Genomic DNA, 23134 nt, shown 5'->3' on the forward strand with positions numbered 1-23134 from the left:
CACACGATGTACGACGCCGAGCTCGACACCACGGCGGAGGCCGGATTCCGCCTGTCCCCGCCGCAGCTGCTGGCTTGGCCGCACGCCGCCGGTCGGCGGGTGCAGGCCCGGATCCTCGTCGAGGGAGCGGTGGCGCCCGAGCGGCTGGAGCAGGCGCTGCGTCAGGTGGCGGAGCGTCACGAGTCGCTCCGCGCCCGCCTAGTCGAGGTGCCCGGGCTGTCCGTGCCGCTGCAGTCGGTGGCACCGGCCGCAGCCCTGGCCTGGCACCGGGAGCACCTGCCGGTCGAGGCGGCGGCGGCCCGGGCCGCGGTCGAGGCCGCCGCTGCGGCGGACCTGGCCGAGCCCTGGCCAGGAGCCGTGCGGGCGCGGCTGCTGCTCGGCGCGGACGGATCGGACGGGGCGGTGCTGCTGGTGACGGCGGACGGGCTGTTCGCCGACCGCAGGTCGCTGCTGGTGGTCCTGGCGGAGCTGGCCGCGATCCTCGGTGGCACCGGCCTGCCGGAGGAGCCGCTGCAGTACCTGGACGCGGCGGAGTGGCTCGGCGAGCAGCTCGCCACGGACGAGGCGCGGGCGCGGATGGACGCCTGGCTGGCCCGCGAGCTGGCCGTCGCCGGCGGGGTGGAGCCGGCCTCGGAGCCGGGCCCGGCGGGCGAGCCGGTGCTGGTGTCGGCGGAGCCGGAGCCGGCTCTGGTGGCGGCCCTGGACCGGACGGCCGCCGAGCTCGGGGCCGGGCCGGCCGCGGTGCTGCTCGGCGCCTGGCAGCTCCTGCTCGGCAGGTTGACCGGGCAGGAGGAGGTCGTCACCGCCGTCCGGGCCGACACTCGCGGCCTGGCCGAACTGGACGAGGTGGTCGGCCTGTTCGAGACGGGGGTGCCCGTGCTCGGCACCCTGTCCGGCGCCCTGCCGTTCGCCTCGCTGGTCCGCGACCTCGACCGGGCCCTCGCCGCCGTCCCGGCCGCCCAGTTCGCCTTCGACGGCGCGCGGGCCGCCGAGCCGCTCCCGTTCGGCTTCGCCTGCACCGAGCTGCCCGCCGGTCTGCCGGCCGGCGCCGGGCGGCTGACCGTGACGGACCTGTGCACCGGGCACGGCGGCTCGGCGCTGCACCTCGGTGTGGCGCGGCCGGCCGGCGGCCGGCTCCTGCTCTCGCTGGCCCGGGACGAGCAGCGGGTCTCCCACCGGCACGCACGGGTGCTGGCGGACCAGTACCTCTCGGTGCTGCGCGCGGTGGTCGCGCGGCCGCACGCCCGGCTCGGCGACCTCGGCCTGGCGCAGGACCCGGCGGTCGCCGGCTTCCCCGTGCTCCCGGCCGGCGCGCTCTCCCCGGCCGCCGGCCCCGCGCTGGCCCATCTGCGGTTCGAGCAGCGGGCGGCCGAGCGGCCCGAGGCGCTCGCCGTGGTCTGCGGAGAGCAGGAGCTGACCTACCGTGAGGCGGAGGCCCGGGCCAACCGGCTGGCGGCCGCGCTGCGGGCGCGCGGTGTCGGCCCGGACGCACCGGTCGCCCTGGTGCTGGAGCGCTCCGTCGACTACGTGGTCGGGCTGCTCGGCGTGCTCAAGGCCGGCGGAGCCTTCGTGCCGCTCGATCCCGGCCTGCCGGCCGCGCGGGCGCGCGCCGTGCTCGACGAGCTCCGGCCTGCGGTGCTGCTCACCCACCGCGGCCTGCTCGACCCCGAGGTGGCGGGGGCGGTGCCCGTGCTCGACCTGGACACGGCCCGGCTGGAGGACTGGCCCGACACTCCGGTCGAGTCGGCGGCCCGCCCCGAGCACACCGCCTACGTGATCTTCACCTCCGGCTCCACCGGCCGGCCCAAGGGCGTGGCCGTGCCGCACCGGGCGGTCTGCGCCTACCTGGACGGCGTGCTGCCCGTCCTGGACCTGCCCGAGGACGAGCTGCTGGGCACCCTGGCGACCCCGGCGGCCGACCTGGGCCACACCGCCGTCTTCGGCGCGCTGTGCACCGGACGCTCGCTGTTCCTCGCCGTGCCCGAGGAGGTGCTCGACGGCGCGGGCCTGGCCGCACGGTTCCGTGACCGGCCGCTCGGCCTGCTGAAGATCGTGCCCTCGCACCTGGCCGCGCTGCTCGACGCGCCCGGAGCGGAGGCGCTGCTGCCGTCCCGGTGCCTCGTGCTGGGCGGCGAGCCGCTCCCGACCGCGCTGCTTGAGCGGATCCGGGCGCTGCGCCCCGGGCTGCGCGTGGTCAACCACTACGGCCCGACGGAGGCCGCCGTCGGCGCGCTGGCCCACGAGGTGGCGGGGCCGGAGCGGGGCCCGGCCCCGATCGGCCGGCCGCTGGCCGGCTACCGCGCCTACCTGCTCGACGCCGGGCTCCGGCCCGTGCTCCGGGGGGCGGTCGGGGAGCTGTACCTCGCCGGGCCCGGTCTGGCCCGCGGCTACCAGGGCCGCCCCGGGGCCACCGCCGAGCGCTTCCTGCCCGATCCGTTCGCTGCGGAGCCCGGTGCCCGGATGTACCGCACCGGGGACCTCGTCCGGCTGCGCCCCGACGGCGCCGCGGTCTTCCTCGGCCGCACCGACCACCAGGTGAAGATCCGGGGACACCGGGTCGAGCTGGGCGAGATCGAGGCCGAGCTGCGCCGCGACGCCGACGTCGCGGACGCCGTGGTGGTGGCGGAGGCGGACGGCGCGCGCCTGACGGCCTTCGTGGTGGCGCGGCGCGGCCGCTCGGTGGACACCGAGGAGCTCCGGCAGGGGCTGCGGCTGCGGCTGCCGGAGTACCTGGTGCCCACCGCGATCGCCGCCCTGCCCGCCCTGCCGCTGAGCCCGAACGGGAAGGTGGACCGCCGGGCGCTGCCCACCGTCGACCAGGCCGCCTCCCGGACCGCGCGCTACGCCGCCCCCACGACGGAGACCGAGACCCTCCTGGCGGGCCTGTGGGCGGAGGTCCTCGGCTGCGAGCGGGTCGGCCGCGAGGACTCCTTCTTCCAGGAGCTGGGCGGCAATTCGCTCGACGCCACCCGCGTGGTGGCCCGCATCCGCGCGGCGACCGGCGTCGGCCTGCACGTCAGCGCCCTGTTCGAGGCCCCCACGGTGGCGCGCCTGGCGGCACTGGTCGACGGGTCGGCGGTGGACACCGGCGCCGGGGCGATCGTCCCGGTCGAGCGGACCGGCCCGATGCCGCTCTCCTACGCCCAGCGCCGGCTCTGGGTCCTCTCCGAGGTGGACGGGGTGCGGACGGCCTACCACATCCCGGCGGCCGTCCGGATCCGGGGCGAACTGGACGTCGACCTCCTGGTCGAGGCCCTACGCGAGGTGGTGCACCGGCACGAGGCGCTGCGTACGAACGTCGTCCTGGTCGACGGGACGCCCCGTCAGGTGGTCCGCGAACCCGGCGGGTTCGCCGTCCCCGTCCGGGAGACCGCCGAGGGGGAGGTGCCCGAGCGGGCCCGCGTCTTCGCGGCCCGGCCCTTCGACCTGGCACGGGACGAGCTGTTCCGGGCCGAGCTGCTGCGGGTCGGGCCCCGGGAGCACGTGCTGCTGCTCTGCCTCCACCACATCGTCTCCGACGGGTGGTCGACCGCGCTGCTGTGGCGCGAGGTGGTGACCCGATACGGCGACCGCCGCGCCGGACGCGTCCCGGCCCCGGCCCCGCTGCCGGTCCAGTACGCCGACTACGCGGTCTGGCAGAACGCCTGGCTGGACGAGGGCGGCACCGCCCCGCAACTGGATTACTGGACGGAGCAGTTGCGGGATCTGCCCGCCGCACTGGAGCTGCCGACCGACCGTCCGCGGCCCAAGGTCCAGGGCTACCACGGGGCTTCGGTCCCGATCGAGATCGGGGCCGAGACCCTCGCCGGGCTGCGCGCGCTCTCCCACGAGCGGCAGGCCAGCGTGTTCATGGTGCTGCTGGCCGCATTCAACGTGCTGCTGGCCCGGCACAGCGGCCAGCAGGACATCGCCGTGGGCACGCCGGTGGCGAACCGCACCCGGGCCGAGGTGGAGCACCTGATCGGCTGCTTCTTCAACACGCTGGTGATCCGGACCGACCTCTCCGGCGACCCGGAGTTCACCGAGCTGCTCGACCGGGTCCGCGCGGCGGTGCTGGCCGGCCAGGCGCACCAGGACCTGCCCTTCGAGCGGCTGGTGGAGGCGCTGAACCCGCCCCGGGACCCCGGCCGCTCCCCGCTCTTCCAGACCCTCTTCGTCTACCAGCCGGCCCCGGACGAGGGCCTGACGATGGACGGCCTCCGCCTTGACTCCCTGCCGATCGGTGGTGAGGTCGCCAAGTACGACCTCACCCTCGACCTGACCGAGCACGCGCACGGGGTGTCCGGGCGGATCGAGTACCGGACCGACCTGTTCGAGGCGGAGACCGTGCAGCGGCTCGGCCGGCAGTTCCTGGAGCTGCTCGGCTCCGTCCTGCGGACTCCGCGGGCGCGCACGGGCGAGCTGACCCTGCTGCCGGCGGCCGAGCGCGACCTGCTGCTGCACGGCTGGAACTCCGGGTACCTCGACCGGCCGGACGCCCCCTGGGCGGCCGACGCCTTCGAGGAGCGGGTGCGGCGCCACCCGGAGGCCACCGCGCTCGTCCACGGCGAGCGCCGCCTGAGCTACCGGGAGCTCGACCGGGCCGCGAACCGGCTGGCCCACGCCCTGCGGTCGGCCGGAGTCGCCGGCAACGGGCTGGTGGGCCTCTGGCTGGACCGCTCGGTGGAAACGGTCGTCGCCGTGCTCGCCGTGCTCAAGGCCGGCGCCGCCTACCTCCCGCTCGACCCCGACGCCCCGACGGCGCGCAACCGGGAGTTGATCGCGGACGCGCGCCTCGGCTTCGTGATCACGACCGGGGAGCGCTCGGCGGACCTGCCCTCCGAGGTGGTCGCCGTCGACCCCGTCCAGGAGACCGGCGAGGACTCCGCCCCGGCGCGCCGGAGCGATCCCGAGGACCTCGCCTACGTCATCCACACCTCGGGCTCGACCGGCCGCCCCAAGGGCGTCATGATCGGGCAGCGGAACCTGGCCGGCTTCTTCGCGGCCATGGACGAGCAGCTCGGCGGCGACCGGCCCGGCACCTGGCTGGCCGTCACCCGGTACACCTTCGACATCTCGGTGCTGGAACTGCTCTGGACCCTGACCCGGGGTTTCGAGGTCGTCCTCGCCGACGACGAGCTGGTGCTCAGCGAGGGGCGGCGCGGACCGCGGCCCCGGACGCCGGACTTCAGCCTGTTCTACTTCGCGAGCGACGCCGGGGACCGCGAGGCGGACAAGTACCGCCTGCTGCTGGAGGGCGCGAAGTGGGCCGACCGGCAGGGCTTCGCCGCCGTCTGGACCCCGGAGCGTCACTTCGGCACCTTCGGCGGCCTGTACCCGAACCCGGTGGTCACCTCGGCCGCCCTCGCCACCGCGACCAGCCGGATCGGCCTGCGCACCGGCAGCCTCGTCCTCCCGCTGCACGATCCGATCCGGGTGGCCGAGGACTGGGCGGTGGTCGACAACATCTCGGGCGGCCGGGTCGGGCTCTCGGTCGCCTCCGGGTGGCAGCCGCACGACTTCGCCCTCGCGCCGGGCAAGTTCGCGGACCGCAAGGAGGTCATGTTCCGCGACCTCGAGGTGGTCCGCCGACTGTGGCGCGGCGAGTCGGTGCGCACGGTCTCCGGCACCGGCGAGGAGATCGAGGTCCGCACCCTGCCGCGCCCGGTCCAGCCGGAGCTGCCCGTCTGGGTCACCGCGGCCGGCAACCCCGAGACCTTCCGCCGGGCGGGCGCCGTCGGCGCCAACCTCCTGACCCATCTGCTGGGCCAGTCGGTGGAGGACCTCGCGGAGTCCGTCCGGGTCTACCGCACCGCGCGGGCGGAGGCCGGGCACCCCGGCCCCGGCCACGTCACGCTGATGCTGCACACCTTCGTCTCCGGCGACGAGGAGGCCGTCCGCCGCACCGTGCGCGAGCCGTTCAAGAACTACCTGCGCCAGTCGGTGGACCTGGTCCGCCCGATCGCCCGGGACCGGGGTCTGGAGCTGGAGGACTTCGACGAGGGCGACCTCGACGCGCTCCTCGACCACGCCTTCCAGCGCTACTACGAGACCAGCGGGCTGTTCGGCACCCCCGAGGGCTGCGTGGCGATGGTGGACCGCCTGAGCGAGGTCGGTGTCGACGAGATCGCCTGCCTGGTGGACTTCGGCGTCCCCGCCGACGAGGTGCTCGCGGCGCTGCCCCAGCTGGCGGAGCTGCGCCGGCTGGCCGACTCGGCGCCCGACCGGGCGCCGCGGGACATCGCGGGGATGATCGAGCGGCACGGTGTCACCCACCTGCAGTGCACCCCCTCGCTGGCCGCCGTGCTGATCGCCGACGAGCAGGTGCGGGCCGCACTGGGCTCCCTCGACCGGATGCTGGTCGGCGGTGAGGCCCTGACGCCCGCCCTGGCCGAGCAGTTGGCGCAGGCGGTCGGCGGGCGCCTGCTGAACGTCTACGGGCCGACCGAGGCGACGATCTGGTCCACCGCCCATCCCGTGCACGAGGGCAGCCACTCGATCGGCCGTCCGCTCTCCAACACCAGGGCCTACGTCCTGGACGAGCGGGGGGCGCCGGTGCCGATCGGCGTGCCTGGCGAGCTCCACCTCGGCGGCACCGGTGTCGCGGCGGGCTACCTGCACCAGCCGGAGCTCACCGCGGAGCGCTTCCTCGCGGACCCCTTCGCCGCCGACCCGGCCGCCCGGATGTACCGCACCGGCGACCTGGTCCGCTACCGGTCGAACGGCGAGATCGAGTACCTCGGGCGCCGGGACGGGCAGGTGAAGATCCACGGCTTCCGGGTGGAGCCGGGGGAGATCGAGGCGGCGCTGGCCGCCGCACCGGGCGTCCGGCACGCGGCGGTGGTCGCGGCGGAGGACGGCCGGGGCGGACAACGGCTCATCGGCTACCTGGTCCTCGCCGGGCCGCTGGACGAGGAGGAGCTCCGCCGGCACCTGGAGGCCCGCCTGCCGCGCCACCTGGTCCCCGCCCAGTTCGTCGCCCTGGCGGCGATGCCGCTGCTGCCGAGCGGCAAGACCGATCGGCGGGCCCTGCCGGAGCCGCCGCCACTCCGGCGGCGCACGCCGTCGGCCACGGCGCCCGCGACGGCGACCGAGCGGAGCCTGGCCGGGATCTGGCGCGACCTGCTGCGCTGCGGGGAGATCGGGGTCGAGGACAACTTCTTCGACCTCGGTGGCGACTCGATCGTCGCCATCCAGATGGTCTCGCGCGCCCGGCAGGCGGGCATCGTGCTGACCGCACGGGACCTGTTCCAGCACCAGACGCTGGGCGAACTCGCCGCCGTGGCCCGGCAGGACGGCCGGATCACGGCCGAACAGGGCGTGCTGGTGGGCGAATCCGGGCTCGCCCCGATCCAGCACTGGTTCTTCGAGCAGCGGCTGGCCGACCAGCACCACTACAACCAGGCCGTGCTGGCGGACGTCCTGGCCGGCCCACTCGACCTGGCGCTGCTGGCCCGCGCGCGGGACGCTGTCCTGCGCCACCACGACGCCCTGCGCAACACCTTCCACCCCGACCCGACCGGGTGGATCCAGCGGACCGGCGCGCCGGAGCCGGTCACGGAGCCGATCGAGCACGTCGAGCTGGGCGCCCTGCCGCCGGCGGACTGGCCGGCCGAACTCGAAGCCGTCCAGAACCGCGCGCACCGCGCCCTGGACCTCGACCGCGGGCCGCTGCTGCGGATGGTCTCCGTCGGCTACGGCGGGCACCGGCCCGATCAGCTCTTCACCGTGATCCACCACACCGTGGTGGACGGCGTCTCCTGGCGGATCCTGCTGGAGGACCTGCAGCACGCCTACCGCCTGCTGCGGGACGGCCACCGGGTCGAGCTGCCCGCCAAGACCACCTCCTACCGGGAGTGGATCGCCAGGCTGGCGCAGGAGGCCGCCTCCGATCGGACGCTCGCCGAACTCGACTACTGGACAGAGCAGGTCGAGGGCCCGCACCCGGCCCACGCCCTGCCGCGCGACCGCGACGGCGGCAACACCGAGGCCGCCGCGCGCACCACCACCGCGGAGTTCACCACGGAGGAGACCGAGGCACTCCTGCACGAGGTGCCCCGCGCCCACCACGCCGACCTCCACGTCCTGCTGCTCTGCGCCCTGGCGGAGGCCTGTGCGCAGTGGACCGGTTCGAGTTCGCTGCTGCTGGACCTGGAGGGGCACGGGCGTGAGGAGCTCTTCGAGGACGTCGACCTCTCCCGCTCGGTGGGCTGGTTCACCGCCCTGTACCCGCTGCGCATCGACCTGCCGACCGACCCCGCGGAGCGGCCGGCCGCCGTCCGGGAGCAGGTGCGCCGCATCCCCCGCCGGGGGATCGGGCACGGTCTGCTGCGCCACCTGCACCCCGACGCCTCGGTCAGGTCCCGGCTCGCCGCCGGACACCGGCCCGAGATCGTCTTCAACTACCTGGGGCAGGCGGACGCCTCGCACCGCGACGGCGCCCTGCTCGCGTTGGCCACCGGCTCCGTGGGCGCGCCGCACGCGCCCGCCCAGACCCGGCGGCACCTGCTCAACGTCAACGGACTCGTCGCGGGCGGCCGCCTGCGGGTGGATTTCACCTTCAGCGAGGCCGTGCACGATCCGGCGACGATCCGCGACCTGGCCGACCGCTTCGGTGACCTGCTGCGCCGACGGGTGGCGGACTGCCGGGCGGGCCTGATCCGGCTCGCCCCGTCCGACTTCCCCGACGTGGAGCTGACCCAGGAGTCCCTGGACGACCTGCTCGGTGAGATCCGGGACCAGGAAGGAGAACCGGCGTGAGCCGACCTGACGACATCGAGGCGATCTACCCGCTCTCGCCGATGCAGCACGCCATGCTGCTCCGTTCGCAACTCGCCCCCGGCAGCGGGGTCTACCTGCTGCAGTTGTCCTTCGAGCTCGGTGGGGCCTTCGACGCGGACGCCTTCCGCCGGGCCTGGGAGCAGGTCACCGCGCGGCACGCCGCTCACCGGACCTGCTTCCTGCGGCTGGACCAGGAGCAGCCCTTGCAGGTGGTGCGCCGCACCGTGAGCCTGCCCTGGCGGGAGGAGGACTGGTCCGAGCTGCCCGCCGAGGAGCAGGAGGCCCGGTTCGCCGCCCTGCTGGAGCAGGACCGCGCCGAGGACTTCGTGCCCGCCCGGGCACCGCTGATGCGGTGCGTGCTGGTGCGCACCGCGCCGGACCGCCACCGCTTTCTGTGGACCCGGCACCACGCGATCTCCGACGGGTGGTCGATGCCGACCGTGCTGTCCGAGGTGGTGCGGTGCTACCGGGCGATCGGGGAGGGCCGCCCGCCGCAACTCGGCCCGGTGACCCAGTACCGCGACTACATCGCCTGGCTGCGGGCCCAGGACCAGGCCGGCACCGAGGAGTACTGGCGGCGCTCCCTCGCCGGGGTGGCCGGGCCGACCCTGCTGGGCGTCGGCCGGCCGCAGGCCGGCGGCACACCCGGCCGGGGCGCCGTCGGGAAGCGGCGGGTGCTGCTGAGCCGGGCGGACACCGACGCCCTGCTGGCAGCCGTCCGCCGGGAGCGGATCACGCTGAGCACCTACGTGCAGGCGGCCTGGGCGCTGCTGCTGCACGCCTACAGCGGCGAGCGGGAGGTCATGCTCGGCATGGTCTCCTCCGGCCGCCCGCCGGCGTTGGCCGGGATGGAGTCGGCCGTCGGCTGCTTCCTGAACACCCTGCCGGTCCGGGTCCGGGTGGACGAGGGGGCGCCGGTCACCGACTGGCTGCGGGCCCTGCAGAGCGCGCAGGTGGCGCGCGAGGAGCACGGTCACGTCCCGCTCGCGCAGATCCGCCGCTGGGCGGGGCTGCCGGGCGACCAGCCGCTGATGGAATCCCTGGTGGTCTTCGAGAACTTTCCGGGCGGCGAGGCCCTCGCCGCCCAGGGCGGGCCGCTCCGGGTGGAGAACGTCCGGATGGCGGAGCAGACCAGCTTCCCGCTCACGCTCACGGTCGCCCCCGGTGACCAGCTCTCGCTCCAACTCGGCTACGACCAGGACCGGTTCGAGGATCACGTGGTCGAGCGGGTGCTCGGGCACTACGAGGCCCTGCTCCGCTCGCTGGCCGCCCCGCCGGCCCGGGTCGGCGACCTGAACGCGGTCGGCCCCGCCGAGCTGGCCGCCCTGCTGGCCGAGTCCACAGGCCCGCAGATCGAGCCGCCGAGCGCGGGAGCGGGCGGTGTGCACCGCCTGTTCGAGGCGCAGGCGGCGGCGACCCCGGGGGCGACGGCCCTGGTCGTGGACGAGGAGCGGCGTTCGTACGCCGAGCTCGACGCCCGGGCGAACCGGATCGCGGCGCGGCTGCACCGGGCCGGCGTGCTGCCCGGGGCCTTCGTCGGGGTCTGCCTGGAGCGTACGGCCGACCTGCCCGCCGCCCTGCTGGCGGTGTGGAAGGCCGGGGCCGCCTACCTGCCCCTGGATCCGACCTACCCCGCCGCCCGGATCCGGCACGTCCTCGAGGACGCGGCGCCGGCCGTGGTCCTGGCCCAGGACTCGACCGGCGGGGTGCTGGCGGGCGCGGCTTGCCCCGTGCTGTCGCTCGACGCGCCCGAGGAGGAGCCCGCCGCGGACGGGTTCGCACCGGTGGACGCCGAGGCCGACGCGGTCGCCCTGACGATCTACACCTCGGGCTCGACCGGGACTCCCAAGGGCGTGCTGATCACCCACCGCAACGTCCGCGCCCTGCTGGCCTGGGCATCGGGCACCTACTCGGCCGAGGAGCTCTCGGGGACGCTGGCCTCGACCTCGGTCTGCTTCGACCTCTCCGTCTTCGAGCTCTTCCTGCCGCTCACCACCGGCGCCACCGTGATCCTGGCCCGGAACGCGCTGCTCCTGCCCTCGCTGCCGGCCCGCGAGGAGGTGACGCTGATCAACACCGTGCCCTCGGCGCTGGACACGCTGCTGCGGCTCGGCGCCCTGCCACCGCGCGTCGCGGTGGTCAATCTCGCGGGTGAACCGCTGCCCGGGGAACTCGTGGACCGGGCCTACCGGCAGCCGGGGCTGCGCAAGGTGTACAACCTGTACGGACCCTCGGAGGACACCGTCTACTCCACCTTCGCGCTGGTCCCGGCGGGCGGCGGCAAGCCCCTGATCGGCCGGCCGGTGGCCAATGCGCAGGCGTATGTCCTCGACCCTCGGCTGCGACCGGTGCCGACCGGTGTCGCAGGTGAGCTGTACCTCGGTGGTGACGGCGTCTCACGCGGCTACCACGACCGTCCGGCGCTCACCGCGAGCCGTTACCTGCCGGACCCGTTCGGCGGCCGCCCCGGCGCCCGGCTCTACCGCACGGGGGACCTCGTCCGCCGGCTCGCCGACGGTCGGCTGGAGTACCTCGGTCGGACCGACCACCAGGTGAAGCTGCGAGGCTTCCGGATCGAGCTGGGCGAGATCGAGGCCACCCTGCGGGCCCTCGGGGAGGTGCGCGAGGCCGTGGCGGCGGTGCACACCGACCCGCACGGCGGCAAGCGCCTGGTGGCGTACGTGGTGGCCGAGCCCGGGCAGCCGCTCGATCAGCCCGGCCTGACGCGTGCGCTGCGGGCCGTGCTGCCCGAGCACATGGTGCCCTCGGCCTTCGTCGGCATCGACGCGATCCCGCTCACGCCGAACGGGAAGGTCGACCGGGGGGCGCTGCGGCCCCCCGAGACCCTGGGGGCCAGGCGTCCGTACCGGGAGCCCGCGAGCGAGACCGAGCGGGCCGTCGCCGCCGTCTGGACGGCTGTGCTCGGGGTGTCGAGGCCCGGGGCGGACGACGCCTTCTTCGACCTCGGCGGCGACTCCCTGCTGCTGGCCCGCGTGTTCGGCGAACTGAAGGCCCGCTTCCCCGACGGCCTCCTGATGACCGACCTGTTCCGTTTCCCGACCATCGCCGAGCTCGCCCGCCACCTCGACGGCGGCGGCCGGCCCGGCTTCACCGACGTGCAGAGCCGGCTGGAGCGCCGCAGGGCGGCCCGGCAGGCGGCGCCGCCGGCTCGGGGCGGTGGCAGCGGGCGCTGAACCGTCCATTTCGGGGTGATATCGGAAGGCCGGTGGCGCCCGTTCGGTAAAGCCGGAGTAATCGGTGCCGAAAATCTCGGTCTCGTCCGTGGTGCAGAATGGCACCGATTGCTCCGGCAGAATTGCCATATTCGATTGTATTTCGTCCGGCGCGGTCCGTGTGCTGAATTCGTGATGAATCGCAGCTGTGCGGGTGTGAAGTCAGGCTGCCGAGGAGTGAACCCGGGCGGAAGGCCGACTGGAGGACATGTCAAGACATGATGCCAAGCATGGCTGCGGTGGCCATCAGCCCAGGTGAATGGCGATGCCTTCCCGGCCCAGCTCTTGACGAACGAGGTGGCCGGAGGGTGTGGCGCCGACCACGGGTGGCGCCGGTATGAGCAGACTGAATTGCACTTGACATGGATGGATCGGCCGGGTTGGATCGAGTTGACGGCAGGCAGTTCGAGTCCTGTCGATCAGATCGCGGCGCTGGGGGGAAGTGCGATGGTGGCGACGAACAATCACAGATTCTCGTGTTGCTTTCCGCTGCTGATCGATCTACGTTGTCCCTGGCGGATCTGACGCAGCTTCAAATGCTGTCCGCCATTGCTCCGGTGTATATCAGGCCCCCGGGAGCATCGCTTTTCTTTGACGTGCCGTAGGCATCATCCGGCGTGCCGTCCGCCGCCGAGAGTCGCCGACGAGTTCCCAGACTTCCACCACCGAGCCTTGGTGCCCGGCGCCCTCGAGGCGTCGCGCCGTGCCCTGTGGTGGGACATCCGGTCCCTGCGAGTCGCGGAGGGAGGTGTACAGCATGGAGAAGATCGACTTCGAGAACGTCGAGATCGCCGGCCTCGAGGACGAGGCGCTCGCCGACGTCGTCGGCGGCCACGCGGTGGTCGTCCCGGCCAACCTCAGCGCCTGAGTGGGCTGTTGAGGATAGACCGGGTCCCTGCGAGTCGCGGAGGGAGGTGTACAACATGATCGACTTCGAGAACATCGAGATCGCCGACCTCGAGGACGAGGCGCTCGCCGACGTCGTCGGCGGCCACGCGGTGGTCGTCCCGGCCAACCTCAGCGCCTGAGTGGGCCGTTGAGGACGGGGCGTGTCCCTGCGAGTCGCGGAGGGAGGTGTACAGCATGGAGAAGATCGACTTCGAGAACGTCGAGATCGCCGGCCTCGAGGACGAGGTGCTCGCCGACGTCGTCGGCGGCCACGCGGTGGTCGTCCCGGCCTGTGTGAGCTGCTGAACCCCTCAGTGGTGTTTCGAGGATGAGCTCCATCCCCACGAGTCGAGCAGGGAGGTGTACAACATGACCGAGTTCGAGAACATCGAGATCGCCGGCCTCGAGGACGAGGCGCTCGCCGACGTCGTCGGCGGCCACGCCCTGGCGGTGCAGCCCGCCATGAGCGTGGCTCCGTAAGGTGCGCTGACGGGACTCCTGGCATGGATCAGATGCCAGGAGTCCCCGTTCATGATAAGCCCGGGGGCGGGCTGGATCCGCTCGCCCCGCACCCCGCTCCAGCCCCGAGCCCGATGGAAACATCCCAGGTGAGCACGATGGACACGGTCGACGAAAGCAGTCACTCGAACCCCCGGCCGGGCACGGCGAGCAGGTTCCGGCAGCAGGCGCTCACGGCGCGCGGGGCGGTGCGCGAATACGGTCAGCAGGTGGCCGCCGGTCGCCTCGCCCGGCTCCCCTTCCGGCCGGCGGGGCACGGTGCGGAGGGCTCCCGCCGGGGCGGGCGGACTCCGTTGCGCCGCCCCCGGATCCCCGTCCGACTGCAGGCGCAGATCAGCGACTGCGGTGCCGCCTCGCTCTCCATGGTGCTGGCCCACCACGGTGTGGACGTCCCCGTGCAGGAGCTCCGGCAGGCGACCGACACCGGGCGGGACGGAGTGTCGGCGCGTCAGATCCTGCAGACCGCCCGCGGATACGGCTTCAACGCGCGCGGAGTCCGGGTCGGGCTGGGCGCGCTCCGCGACCTGCCCGCCGCCACGATCCTCTTCTGGGACTTCGCGCACTTCGTGGTGCTCGAAGGGGTGCGCGGCGACTTCGTCTACCTCGTGGATCCCGCGCTGGGGCGTCGCCGGCTGAGCCTGGAGGCGGCCGGGGAGTCGTTCACCGGGGTGGCCCTGCTGATCACGCCGGCCCTGGAGACGCGGCAGAACTGGAGCAGTCGGCGGGCCATGCGCCGGAGTGTCGGCTCCTGGCGCTACCTCTGGCACTTCTTCCCCGCCGGCTACCGCTGGCTCCCGTTCGTCCTCTGCTCCCTGCTGCTCATGCTCTTCAACCTGGGGATGCCGCTCGCCACCCGCGAGGTGGTGGACCGGGCGGCCCCGGGGCACCAGGTCGGGGTCGGCGCCCTCTGGTTGGCGATTCCGGTGCTCGCCGCCGCCTACTTCGGGCTGCAGCTGCTGCGGTCGCTGTCCTTCCTCGCCGTCCAGGCGGCGGTGGACGAGAACATCACCCTGGGCATCCTCGACCGGCTGTTCGCGCTGCCCTACGACTTCTTCGCCACCCGCAGCCCCGGCGACCTGCTGCAGCGGGTGCGGATCAGCTCGGCGATCCGTCAGGTCTTCTCGGTCTCCGCCTTCGCCGCGGTCTTTGACGGCATCCTCATCCTGGTCTACATGACGCTGCTGGTCCTGGTGGACACCACCCTGGCCCTGGTGGTGGTCGCGGTCGCGCTGCTGCAGGTGTCGCTCCTGGTGGCCACCTGGCGCAAGCAGGAGTACGCGAGCTCCGACGCACTGGAGGCCCGCTCCCGGGCCGAGTCCGAGCTGGTCGAGCTGCTGGACGGCATGGCGACGATCAAGTCGGCGGGGGTGGAGGGCGCCGTCGGCCACCGCTGGAGCCACTCCCTGGCCGAGGAGCTCAACGCCCGGCTCCGCAGCCGGCGCCTGCTCGCGCTGTCCTCGACGCTGAGCACGGCCCTGCAACTGGTGGCGCCACTGATCATCCTGGCGGTGGGGATGCAGCGGCTCTCCACGGGCGCGCTCACCCTGGGCGAGGTGCTGGGCTTCAGCGTGCTCGCCATGGGTCTGCTCGTCCCGCTGGCCAACTGCGTCCAGGTGGGCTTCCAAGTGGCCGGGATCGGAGCCGAGTTGAGCAAGCTGAGCGACATCATGGAGACGGCGCAGGAGAAGCGCGCCGGCGCCGTCGAGACGGGCACCGTGCACGGAGCCCTGGAGGTCCGGGACGTCTCCTTCGCCTACCAGGCGGGCCAGGGCGACGTGGTGAGCCGGGTCTCGTTCCGGGTGCCCGAAGGTAGTTTCACCACCATCCTCGGCGCGTCCGGATCCGGTAAGTCCTCCTGTGCACTCCTCCTCGCGGGGCTCCACCAGCCCACCGGCGGCGCCGTGCTGGTGGACGGCCGTGACCTCGCCGCCCTGGACACCCGCGACTTCCGGCAGTCCATCTCCTTCGTGAACCAGGACTCCCGACTCTTCTCCGGGGCGATCCGGGAGAACATCGGCTGGGGCGGCTCGGAGGTGACCGAGGCCGAGATCGTCGAAGCGGCGCGGCTGGCGGGGATCCACGAGGACATCGCCCGGATGCCGATGGGGTACGACACCCTGCTGGGCCCGGGCGGCGCCGGCGTGTCCGGCGGGCAGCGGCAACGGATCATCCTGGCCCGGGCATTGGTGCGCAAGCCGCGGATGCTGATCCTCGACGAGGCGACCAGCGCGCTCGACCCCGTCCTGGAAGCGCAGATCTTCGAGCGGCTCCGCACCTTGCCGATGACCCTCGTGGTGGTGGCCCACCGACTCACGGCCATCGAGTCGGCTGACCAGGTGGTCGTCCTGGAGGCAGGACGGCTCGTCCAGCTCGGGCCCCCGCGCGAACTCTCCGCCCAGGACGGCCCCTATCGGGCTCTGGCGAGCTGACCCGGCCCACCACCCGACGCACCCACAGACCAGCACCGTCACACCTCCGCAGCCTCCGGCAGCGGATCTCCACCGTGAAAGTGAGCGCCGTGTTCCCCTCTCCGCATGCGACCGCCAAGTCGTTCCGCTTCGAGTTGCTCGGCCCGATCCGTGCGTGGAGCGGCGGCCGCGAGGTCGATCTCGGCTCGGCCAGGCAGCGGGCGGTCCTGGCCCGGCTGCTGCTGGCGACCGGTCAGCCACACGCGATCTCCGACATCATCGAGGCGGTCTGGGGCGAGGAGCTGCCCGGCAATCCGCGGAACCTCGTGCACAAGTACGTGGGGGGTCTGCGCCGTGCCCTGGACCCAGAGGTCGGCGACGCCAGGGCCAGCGAACTGCTGCCGCTGATCGACAACGGCTACTCCCTGCTCGTCGACCGCGACCAGGTCGACCTCAACGTCTTCACCCAGACCGTCGCCGAGGGCGTGGCCCTGGTGGACATCGACCTGCCCACGGCACGCGAGCGTCTGGACACGGCGCTCGGCCTCTGGGGCGGTGAGGCGTTCGCCCCGCTCTCCACCGAGTTCTTCGACACCCAGCGCAGCCGCCTGATGGAGCGTCGGCTGTCGGCGCTGGAGGACCGGATCGGCATTGACATCGCACTCGGCCTGCACGCCCAGGCGACGGCGGAGCTGGTCAGCTTGCTGGTGGAGAACCCGCTGCGCGAGCACCTGGCGGCACTCCTGATGATCGCGTTCTACCGCTCCGGCCGTCAGGCCGACGCCCTCCGGGTGTTCCAGGACTGCCGCCGGAAGCTGAGCCACGAGCTTGCCATCGAGCCGGCCCAGGAGCTGCAGAGCATCCAGCTCCAGATCCTGGCGGGCGAGCCGATCCGGACGATCGCCCTGTCCTGCGGCCGCGCGGTGACCCCCGGCGTCCAGAACGGCCGGGGGCGCCGGCCCGCGAGCACGGACACCCCGAAGGGGACCACCCAGCCCGCGGTGACCGCACTGGAGCACTGTCACCTCAAGCCCGACCTGGGCGACTTCACCGCTCGGGACCGCGAGCTCACGCAGATCTGCACGATCCTCGCCGAACCGGCGGACGTCCCGCCCATCGTGGTGATCACCGGGAGCGCCGGCGCGGGCAAGAGCGCCCTGGCGGTGCACGTGGCGAACCTCGTACGGAGCCGATTCCCCGACGGCCAGTTCCATATCGACCTCCGGGGCATGTCGGCCCGGCCCGTGACACCGAGCCAGGCCCAGCACCGACTCCTGCGGATGCTCGGCATGGAGGAGGTCGACGACCTCCTGAGCGGTGACGAACTGAGCGAGGTGTACCGGTCGGGGCTCGGCAGCCGGACGCTCACCATCTTCGACGACGTCGCCGACGAGCGCCAGGTCCGTCCGCTGCTCGGGGCGGGCGCCACCCTGATCACCAGCCGCCGACGGCTCACCGGCCTGGAGGGGGCCCGGATGGTGGAGTTGGACGCGATGGCCGAAGACGACGCGCTGCGCATGCTGGGCGGGATCATCGGCCCCGAAAGGCTGTCCACCGACCCCGCGCAGGCCGTCCGGATCGGACGGCTCACCGGTGCGTTGCCGCTCGCGCTGCGCATCGCGGGCGCGCGCCTGCTGGCCCGGCCGCACTGGTCGTTGGGGCAATTCGCGGACCGGTTGGCCGACGACGGCCGTCGGCTGCGGGAGCTCGCGCACAACGACCTCGACATCCGGGTGAGCCTCGCTGCGACCTTCCACCGGCTGAGCCCCGACAGCGTGCGGGCGTTCCTCTTGCTGGGCCTGCACGGCGAGCAGTGCTTCTCGATGCGGCAGGCGTCCGCCCTCCTCGGCATCTCGGAAATCGACGCCGCCGACCTGGTCGAGGAGCTCGTGGACCTCCGGCTGGTCGATGCCCGTCGCACCGAGGGCAGCGGCGAGATCCGCTACCACCTGCCGGACCTCGTGCGTGACTTCGCCCGGGTCGAGGCGCAGGACCTCGACGCCGCGCCGTCCGGCAGCCCCCTCCAGCGGAGTTCCGTCGGGATCATCGACCTGCACCGTCACAGTGGCGCCGCAGCCTAGACGGCGTCACCAGGTGAGCCGCACGCCGCCCAGGTCGGCCGCGAAGGAGTCGAAGATGCGCCGTGCGGCCGGATCCGCCGCGAAGCGGGAGCCGAGCGCCAGCGTCACCCGGAGTGACTCGGTGCTGCCGAGGACCTTCAGCTCCGCTCCGCGCGAGCTGTACCGGGTGTCCGCCGGATAGCCGTTGGGGCGGGCGACGATGCCCCGGACGGATTTCTCGCCGGGATTCTGGTCGTTGTTGAAATAGCCCGTGGACAGCATCCAGCCACGAACCCCGTCCCGCTCCCTGAACGATTCGCTGACGGCCGAAGCCGTGGCATGGTCGACCTGGCGGTGCGCCGCGACTGACATCACCTCGTTGCGCACCTGCCGGATCATTTCGGCGATCCCGTCGGTGCGGCGCAAGGAGACCGGAAGGGAGACCGTGAACATTCCCGAGGTGTCGGATTCGCCGAACGTCCTGGCATCGACGGGCAGCCAGACATGGAGGTGATCCTCCGCGGTCTCGGCGAAAACCGCGTTCGCGAGCGCCGCAATGGCCACCTGGACCTCGGTGGCCCGGAAAGACTTCGCGTACGCGCGCAATTCGGACCGCTCGGCCCCCGTCACGGTGGCATGCGCTGCGGTGTACGAGGGCTGGTCATCACCAGGGAGCTCGGCCGGCCGGGGTGCGAACTGCCGGGGTGCGAACTGCCGGGCTTCGGAGATGCGCTGGTCCCAGAAGGCCCCGGACGCCTCGTGTGGACCGGCCGTGCCCCGCTCCGCCGCCTCGACGAAGCTTGCGGCCGGCGCCATGGTTTCGGCGCCCGGGCCGGTCGGCCCGTACTCGAAGGCGTGCCAGAGATCGCGGAGCACCAGCGCCGTCCCCCTGCCGTCCAGGGCGACGTGCGAGAACGACGCGAGGAAGGCGTGCAGACCAGGGGAGTGGCGCAGCAGGCGAAACCTGAAGGGATATCCGGCGGAGAGATCCCAGGGCTCGGCCAGGTCGCTCCGGTGCACCAGCTTCGCGTACCGGGTGAACTGCTCCTCCGAGCTGCTGCGCACCTGCTGGCAGCGGATCAGTGCAGCCCTGCCGGGCGCGGGGCGGGCCCACTGGACGGGGGGTCGGCCGTCCTCCTCCGACAGGCCGATCCGGAGGCAGTCGTGCCGCGCGACCGTGCTGTCGAGCGCCTCGATGAAGCGCTCGACATCGAGCTCCCCGTCGATCCGATAGGTGACCGAGAGGGAGGTGGAAACCTCCGGCGCCGATCGCGACCGGGCGTGGTGCGAAGCCTGCCCTGGAGTCAGCGGATATCTCTTCGCAGAGCCACCGGAGGATGTTTGCATGCCCTGCCTTCCGAAATCGAATCCTGAGTCATGATGAAACAGAATGCGCGCGACACGTGTCAAGGGATCACGACGGGCCGTTGGAAAAGGAACTCCGACTTCAGAATGGGGAGGTGTGAATTCATCGGGAATTCAGTTCGATCGGAAGGGTGATGTGCGGGGATCCGCCGATGGTGACACCGAGGGTGAGTGCGGCCCGGCGGGGGGATTGGTGCAGGTGGTGGGGTGGGTGGAAGGCTGGGGCGGGTGGACCAGACGATCACTGCCGCGCTGCGGCGCGGGGAAGAGCACCGGCGACGGTTCGAGGAGCGCTTCGCGGCGTACTTCGATGGGTTGACGGCGGCCGGGGAGCCGGACGGGGTGGCGTACGGGCGGTTCCCCGGGCGGGCCGTCGAGTTGCTGCGGGACATGGCGCTGCGCGGCGGGAAGCGGCTGCGGGTGGCGGTGCTGTGGGAGGCGGCCGGGCTGGTGGCCGGGGCGGAGGTGGTGGGGCTGGACGAGGCCGCGATCAGCATCGAGCTGCTGCAGGTGCACGGGCTGGTCCATGACGATCTGATCGACGGGTCGGCCCTGCGGCGCGGCGCGCCCTCCGTGCCGCAGGCGTACCGGGAGGAGTGGCCCGGGCGGCCCGGGCTGGCGGCTGGACTGGCCGTGCTGGCCGGGGACTTGGCGGCCTTCCTCTCGGTGCGGGTGCTGGTCGACTCCGGTCTGCCGGCCGACCTGGCGATGGCGATGGCGGCCGAGCAGACCGGGGCCGGGAGCGCGGGGGTGGTCGGGCAGTTCCTCGATCTGGAGCGGGATCTCGGGCCACTGCCCTCGGTCGAATTCCTTGATGCTGTCACCGAGTTCAAGTCCACTCGGTACTCGATCCTGGCTCCGCTGCGGCTCGGCCTGCTCGCCGCCGGGGTGGACCCGGCGGCGTACGGGGACGAACTGGGCAGCTATGCAAGCGCGTTGGGCATCGCCAACATGCTCCGGGACGACTGGCTCGACCTGTTCGGCGACCAGGCGGTGGCCGGCAAGTCGCTGGGCTCGGATCTGCGGGCCGGGCGCCGCAGCTACGTCCTCCGGGCCCTGCTGACGGCCGAGTTGGACGAGGACGAGCGGCGGGTGGTGACGGCCGCGCTGGGGGATCCCGAGGCCGGGGAGGAGGCGCTGGAGCGGGTGCGGGGCATCGCGCGGCGGCACGGGGTGGACCGCGCGGTGCAGGGGGAGGCCGAGCGGTACGCGGCCCGGGCGGCCGAGGTGGCCGCCGGCTGGGGGACGCGCTGGCGGGCCGAGGCCGTGGCCTTCTTCGCGTACCTGCCGGTCTGGACGGTGGCCCGCGACCACTGAGGCGGATAGGGCGGGGGCGGAGTCGGGAAGAGAGAGGGGAGGGGAGGGGAGGGGCGGGGGCGGGACCGGCGCAGGCCGGTGAGGTGCGGAGTCGATCGGCGGATTCCGGTCAGGCGGACGGGAGGTGGTCGGCGACGAGCTCGGCGAACTCCTCGGGGGAGAGGATCCGGATGCCCAGCGACTCGGCCTTGGCCCGCTTGGAGCCGGCCTTCTCGCCGGCCACCAGGAGGGTGGTGCGCTGGGAGACCGAGGAGGAGGACTTGCCGCCGGCCCGCTCCACGAGTTCGTTCACCTCGGTGCGGGAGAGGGCGGCGAGGGGGCCGGTCATCGAGCCGGTGACCACCACCGTCTCGCCGGTGAGCGGGCCGGCGAGCGGACCTGCGCCGACGGTCTCCCCGTCGCCCTCGGCCGCCACCGCTGCGGTGCGCTGCGGCTCGGCCACCTGGGTGCCGACGCCCTGGGCCGCCAGGCGGTCCAACAGCGGTGCCAGGGAGAGGAGTTCGGCGGAGATCAGGCGGGCCTTCTCGGGGCCGATGCCGTCGACCTCGGCGAGGGTGTCGGCGTCGGCGGCGCGGATGGCGGCCAGCGAACCGAAGTGGGCGGCGATCCGGCGGGACATCGTCCGGCCGGTGCCCCGGACGCCGAGGGCGCAGAACACCCGGTGCAGGGCCGCACCCCGGGCGGTCTCGATCGCGGCGAGCAGGTTGTCGGCGCTCACCTCGCCCATCCGGTCCAGGGTGAGCAGTTGCTCCTTGGTGAGGGTGAAGAGGTCGGCGAGATCGCTCACCAGGCCGCTCTCCACCAGCTGGACGGCGCGGGTGCCGCCAAGGCCCTCGATGTCGAGCTGGTCGCGGCCGGCCGCGTACCGCACCGAGGCCACGGCCTGGCAGGCCCGCCCCCGCACGCAGCGCCAGCGCTGCTCGGAGCTGTCGATCGCGTCCTCGCAGCGCGGGCAGGCCTCGGGGAAGACGATCTCGGTCTCGGCGCCGGTGCGCTGGTCGGCCAGCGGGGCCTCGACCCGGGGGATCACGTCGCCCGCGCGGTAGACGAAGACCTGGTCGCCGAGCATCAGGCCGCGCCGGGTGATGTCGGCCGGGTTGTGCAGGGTCGCGTAGGTGACGGTGACGCCGTCGATCACCACCGGCTCCAGCACGGCGCGCGGGGCGATGATGCCGGTGCGGCCCACGTTCCACTCCACCGCGAGCAGCCGGGTCACCTTGTGCTCGGCGGCGAGCTTGCGGGCCACCGCCCAGCGGGGCGCGCGCGAGCCGGAGCCGGCCGCCTGCTGGTCGGCTCCGGCGTCGGCCTTGACCACCACGCCGTCGATCCCGAACGGCAGGGCGCTGCGCAGCGCGGTGATCGCCGCGATCCGCTGCCCGACCTGCGCGAGGTCGGCGCAGCGCAGCGGGGCCGCCGGGGTGCCGGCGGCGGTGTGCGCGCCGAGCGCGGCCAGAGCTTCGAGCAGGGCGCTGTGGTCGAGGTGGTCGAGGCCGACGGCGCCGTAGGCGAAGAAGGTCAGCTCGATCCGGTACGGGCGGTCCTTGGCGCGCAGGGTGCCGGCCGCGCCGCTGCGCGGGTGGGCGAAGGGGGTGGCGCCGTGCTCGGTGCGGATCCGGTTGGCCTCGTCGAACTGGGCGGTGGTGAGCAGGACTTCGCCGCGCAGCTCGAGGTCGAGCGGCTCGGCGAGGGTGGCGGGCAGGCCGAGCACCGCCTCGGCGGCGTGCGTGATGTCCTCGCCGGCCAGGCCGTCGCCCCTGGTCAGCAGCTGCACCAACTGCCCGCCCTGGTAGCGGGCGGCGACGGCCAGGCCGTCCAGCTTGGGCTCCACGCACCAGGCGGCCACCGGCCGGCCGAGCCGGCGCTCCAGACCGGCCGCCCACTCGGCCAGCTCCTCGTCGGAGAACACGTTGTCCAGCGAGAGCATCGGCACCGAGTGCGGCACGTCGCCCTGGACGGAGCCGCCGGCCACCTTGCCGCTCGGTGACTCGGGCAGCACCTCGTCGGGGTGCTCCTGCTCGTACGCGAGAATGGCACGCAGCAGCGCGTCGTACTCGTCGTCGCCCAGGGGCGTGCTGCCATCGGTGTAGTACGCGGTGGCGGCCCGCACCGCGGAGCTGACCGCGGCGGCGTAGGCGGCGGGGGAGGGCAGGGGCGTGGTGTCCGTCGTCATGGCACCCATCCTCCCGAGCGGCACCGACAATCGGACGAAGGCAGTCCGCAGCAGGCAGTGGAAGGCGAGAGGCAGCAGGATGATCTTCATCGTGGTGAAGTTCCAGGTCAAGGCCGAGCACGTCGAGGAGTGGCCCGAGCGGGTGGCCGCGTTCACCGAGGCGACCCGGGCGGAGGCCGGGAACCTGTGGTTCGAGTGGTCGCGCAGCCTGGAGGAGCAGGACACCTACGTGCTGGTCGAGGCCTTCCGGGACGGCGCCGGGGAAGCGCACGTCAACTCCGACCACTTCCGGGCCGGGCTGGCGGCGATGCAGCCGCTGCTGCGCCGCACCCCCGAGATCGTGAGCACCACGATCGAGGGAGCGACGGGGTGGAGCGCGATGGGCGAGCTCGTCGTCGACTGACGGGCGGTGGC

8 protein-coding genes are annotated in these 23134 nt (G+C 73.4%); 6 read left to right on the plus strand and 2 right to left on the minus strand.

Annotated features, from left to right (window positions below; genetic code table 11):
• Positions 1 to 6: 6 nt before the first annotated feature.
• The 4 genes from CFP65_RS28960 to CFP65_RS28975 all read left to right on the plus strand — a co-directional run bounded on the left by CFP65_RS28960 (position 7) and on the right by CFP65_RS28975 (position 17889).
• Positions 7 to 8739 (plus strand): non-ribosomal peptide synthetase, encoded by an 8733-nt coding sequence (locus CFP65_RS28960; protein WP_104818948.1) that lies wholly within the window; start codon positions 7 to 9, stop codon positions 8737 to 8739.
• On the plus strand, positions 8736 to 11954 hold the full coding sequence (locus CFP65_RS28965) for a non-ribosomal peptide synthetase (RefSeq protein WP_104818949.1): 3219 nt from the start codon (positions 8736 to 8738) through the stop codon (positions 11952 to 11954). Before CFP65_RS28960 ends, CFP65_RS28965 begins: the two co-directional genes overlap by 4 nt.
• 1544 nt (positions 11955 to 13498) lie before the next feature.
• Positions 13499 to 15829 carry a peptidase domain-containing ABC transporter gene (locus CFP65_RS28970; RefSeq protein ID WP_158702404.1) on the plus strand — a complete coding sequence of 777 codons (2331 nt, stop codon included), beginning with the start codon at positions 13499 to 13501 and terminating at the stop codon, positions 15827 to 15829.
• 89 nt (positions 15830 to 15918) lie between these two features.
• Entirely contained in the window at positions 15919 to 17889 is a 1971-nt protein-coding gene (locus tag CFP65_RS28975) for an AfsR/SARP family transcriptional regulator (protein WP_158702405.1), read from the plus strand.
• A 6-nt stretch (positions 17890 to 17895) separates the two neighbouring features.
• Here the strand turns inward: CFP65_RS28975 and CFP65_RS28980 are convergent, their stop codons facing one another.
• Positions 17896 to 19215: a condensation domain-containing protein gene (locus CFP65_RS28980; RefSeq protein WP_104818952.1), complete on the minus strand. Its 1320-nt coding sequence runs from the start codon at positions 19213 to 19215 to the stop codon at positions 17896 to 17898.
• Between the two features lie 246 nt (positions 19216 to 19461).
• Between CFP65_RS28980 and CFP65_RS28985 the strand changes: the two genes are divergently transcribed.
• Complete coding sequence (locus CFP65_RS28985; RefSeq protein WP_254552625.1) at positions 19462 to 20550, plus strand: polyprenyl synthetase family protein; 1089 nt, start codon at positions 19462 to 19464, stop codon at positions 20548 to 20550.
• A 109-nt stretch (positions 20551 to 20659) separates the two neighbouring features.
• Here the strand turns inward: CFP65_RS28985 and ligA are convergent, their stop codons facing one another.
• On the minus strand, positions 20660 to 22729 hold the full coding sequence (gene ligA / locus CFP65_RS28990; protein WP_371682552.1) for an NAD-dependent DNA ligase LigA: 2070 nt from the start codon (positions 22727 to 22729) through the stop codon (positions 20660 to 20662).
• A gap of 70 nt (positions 22730 to 22799) precedes the next feature.
• On the opposite strand from ligA, the gene CFP65_RS28995 reads away from it, so the two are divergent.
• Positions 22800 to 23123 carry a putative quinol monooxygenase gene (locus CFP65_RS28995; RefSeq protein ID WP_104818953.1) on the plus strand — a complete coding sequence of 108 codons (324 nt, stop codon included), beginning with the start codon at positions 22800 to 22802 and terminating at the stop codon, positions 23121 to 23123.
• Positions 23124 to 23134: the final 11 nt, after the last annotated feature.

The organism is Kitasatospora sp. MMS16-BH015, from assembly GCF_002943525.1.
Classification (GTDB): Bacteria; Actinomycetota; Actinomycetes; order Streptomycetales; family Streptomycetaceae; genus Kitasatospora.

Bases quoted from the DNA above. Each gene is read 5' to 3' on its own strand.
- CFP65_RS28960 (WP_104818948.1), top strand. From the start codon at position 7: ATGTACGACGCCGAGCTCGACACCACGGCGGAGGCCGGATTCCGCCTG.
- CFP65_RS28970 (WP_158702404.1), top strand. From the start codon at position 13,499: ATGGACACGGTCGACGAAAGCAGTCACTCGAACCCCCGGCCGGGCACG.
- CFP65_RS28980 (WP_104818952.1), bottom strand. From the start codon at position 19,215: ATGCAAACATCCTCCGGTGGCTCTGCGAAGAGATATCCGCTGACTCCA.
- ligA (WP_371682552.1), bottom strand. From the start codon at position 22,729: ATGGGTGCCATGACGACGGACACCACGCCCCTGCCCTCCCCCGCCGCC.
- CFP65_RS28995 (WP_104818953.1), top strand. From the start codon at position 22,800: ATGATCTTCATCGTGGTGAAGTTCCAGGTCAAGGCCGAGCACGTCGAG.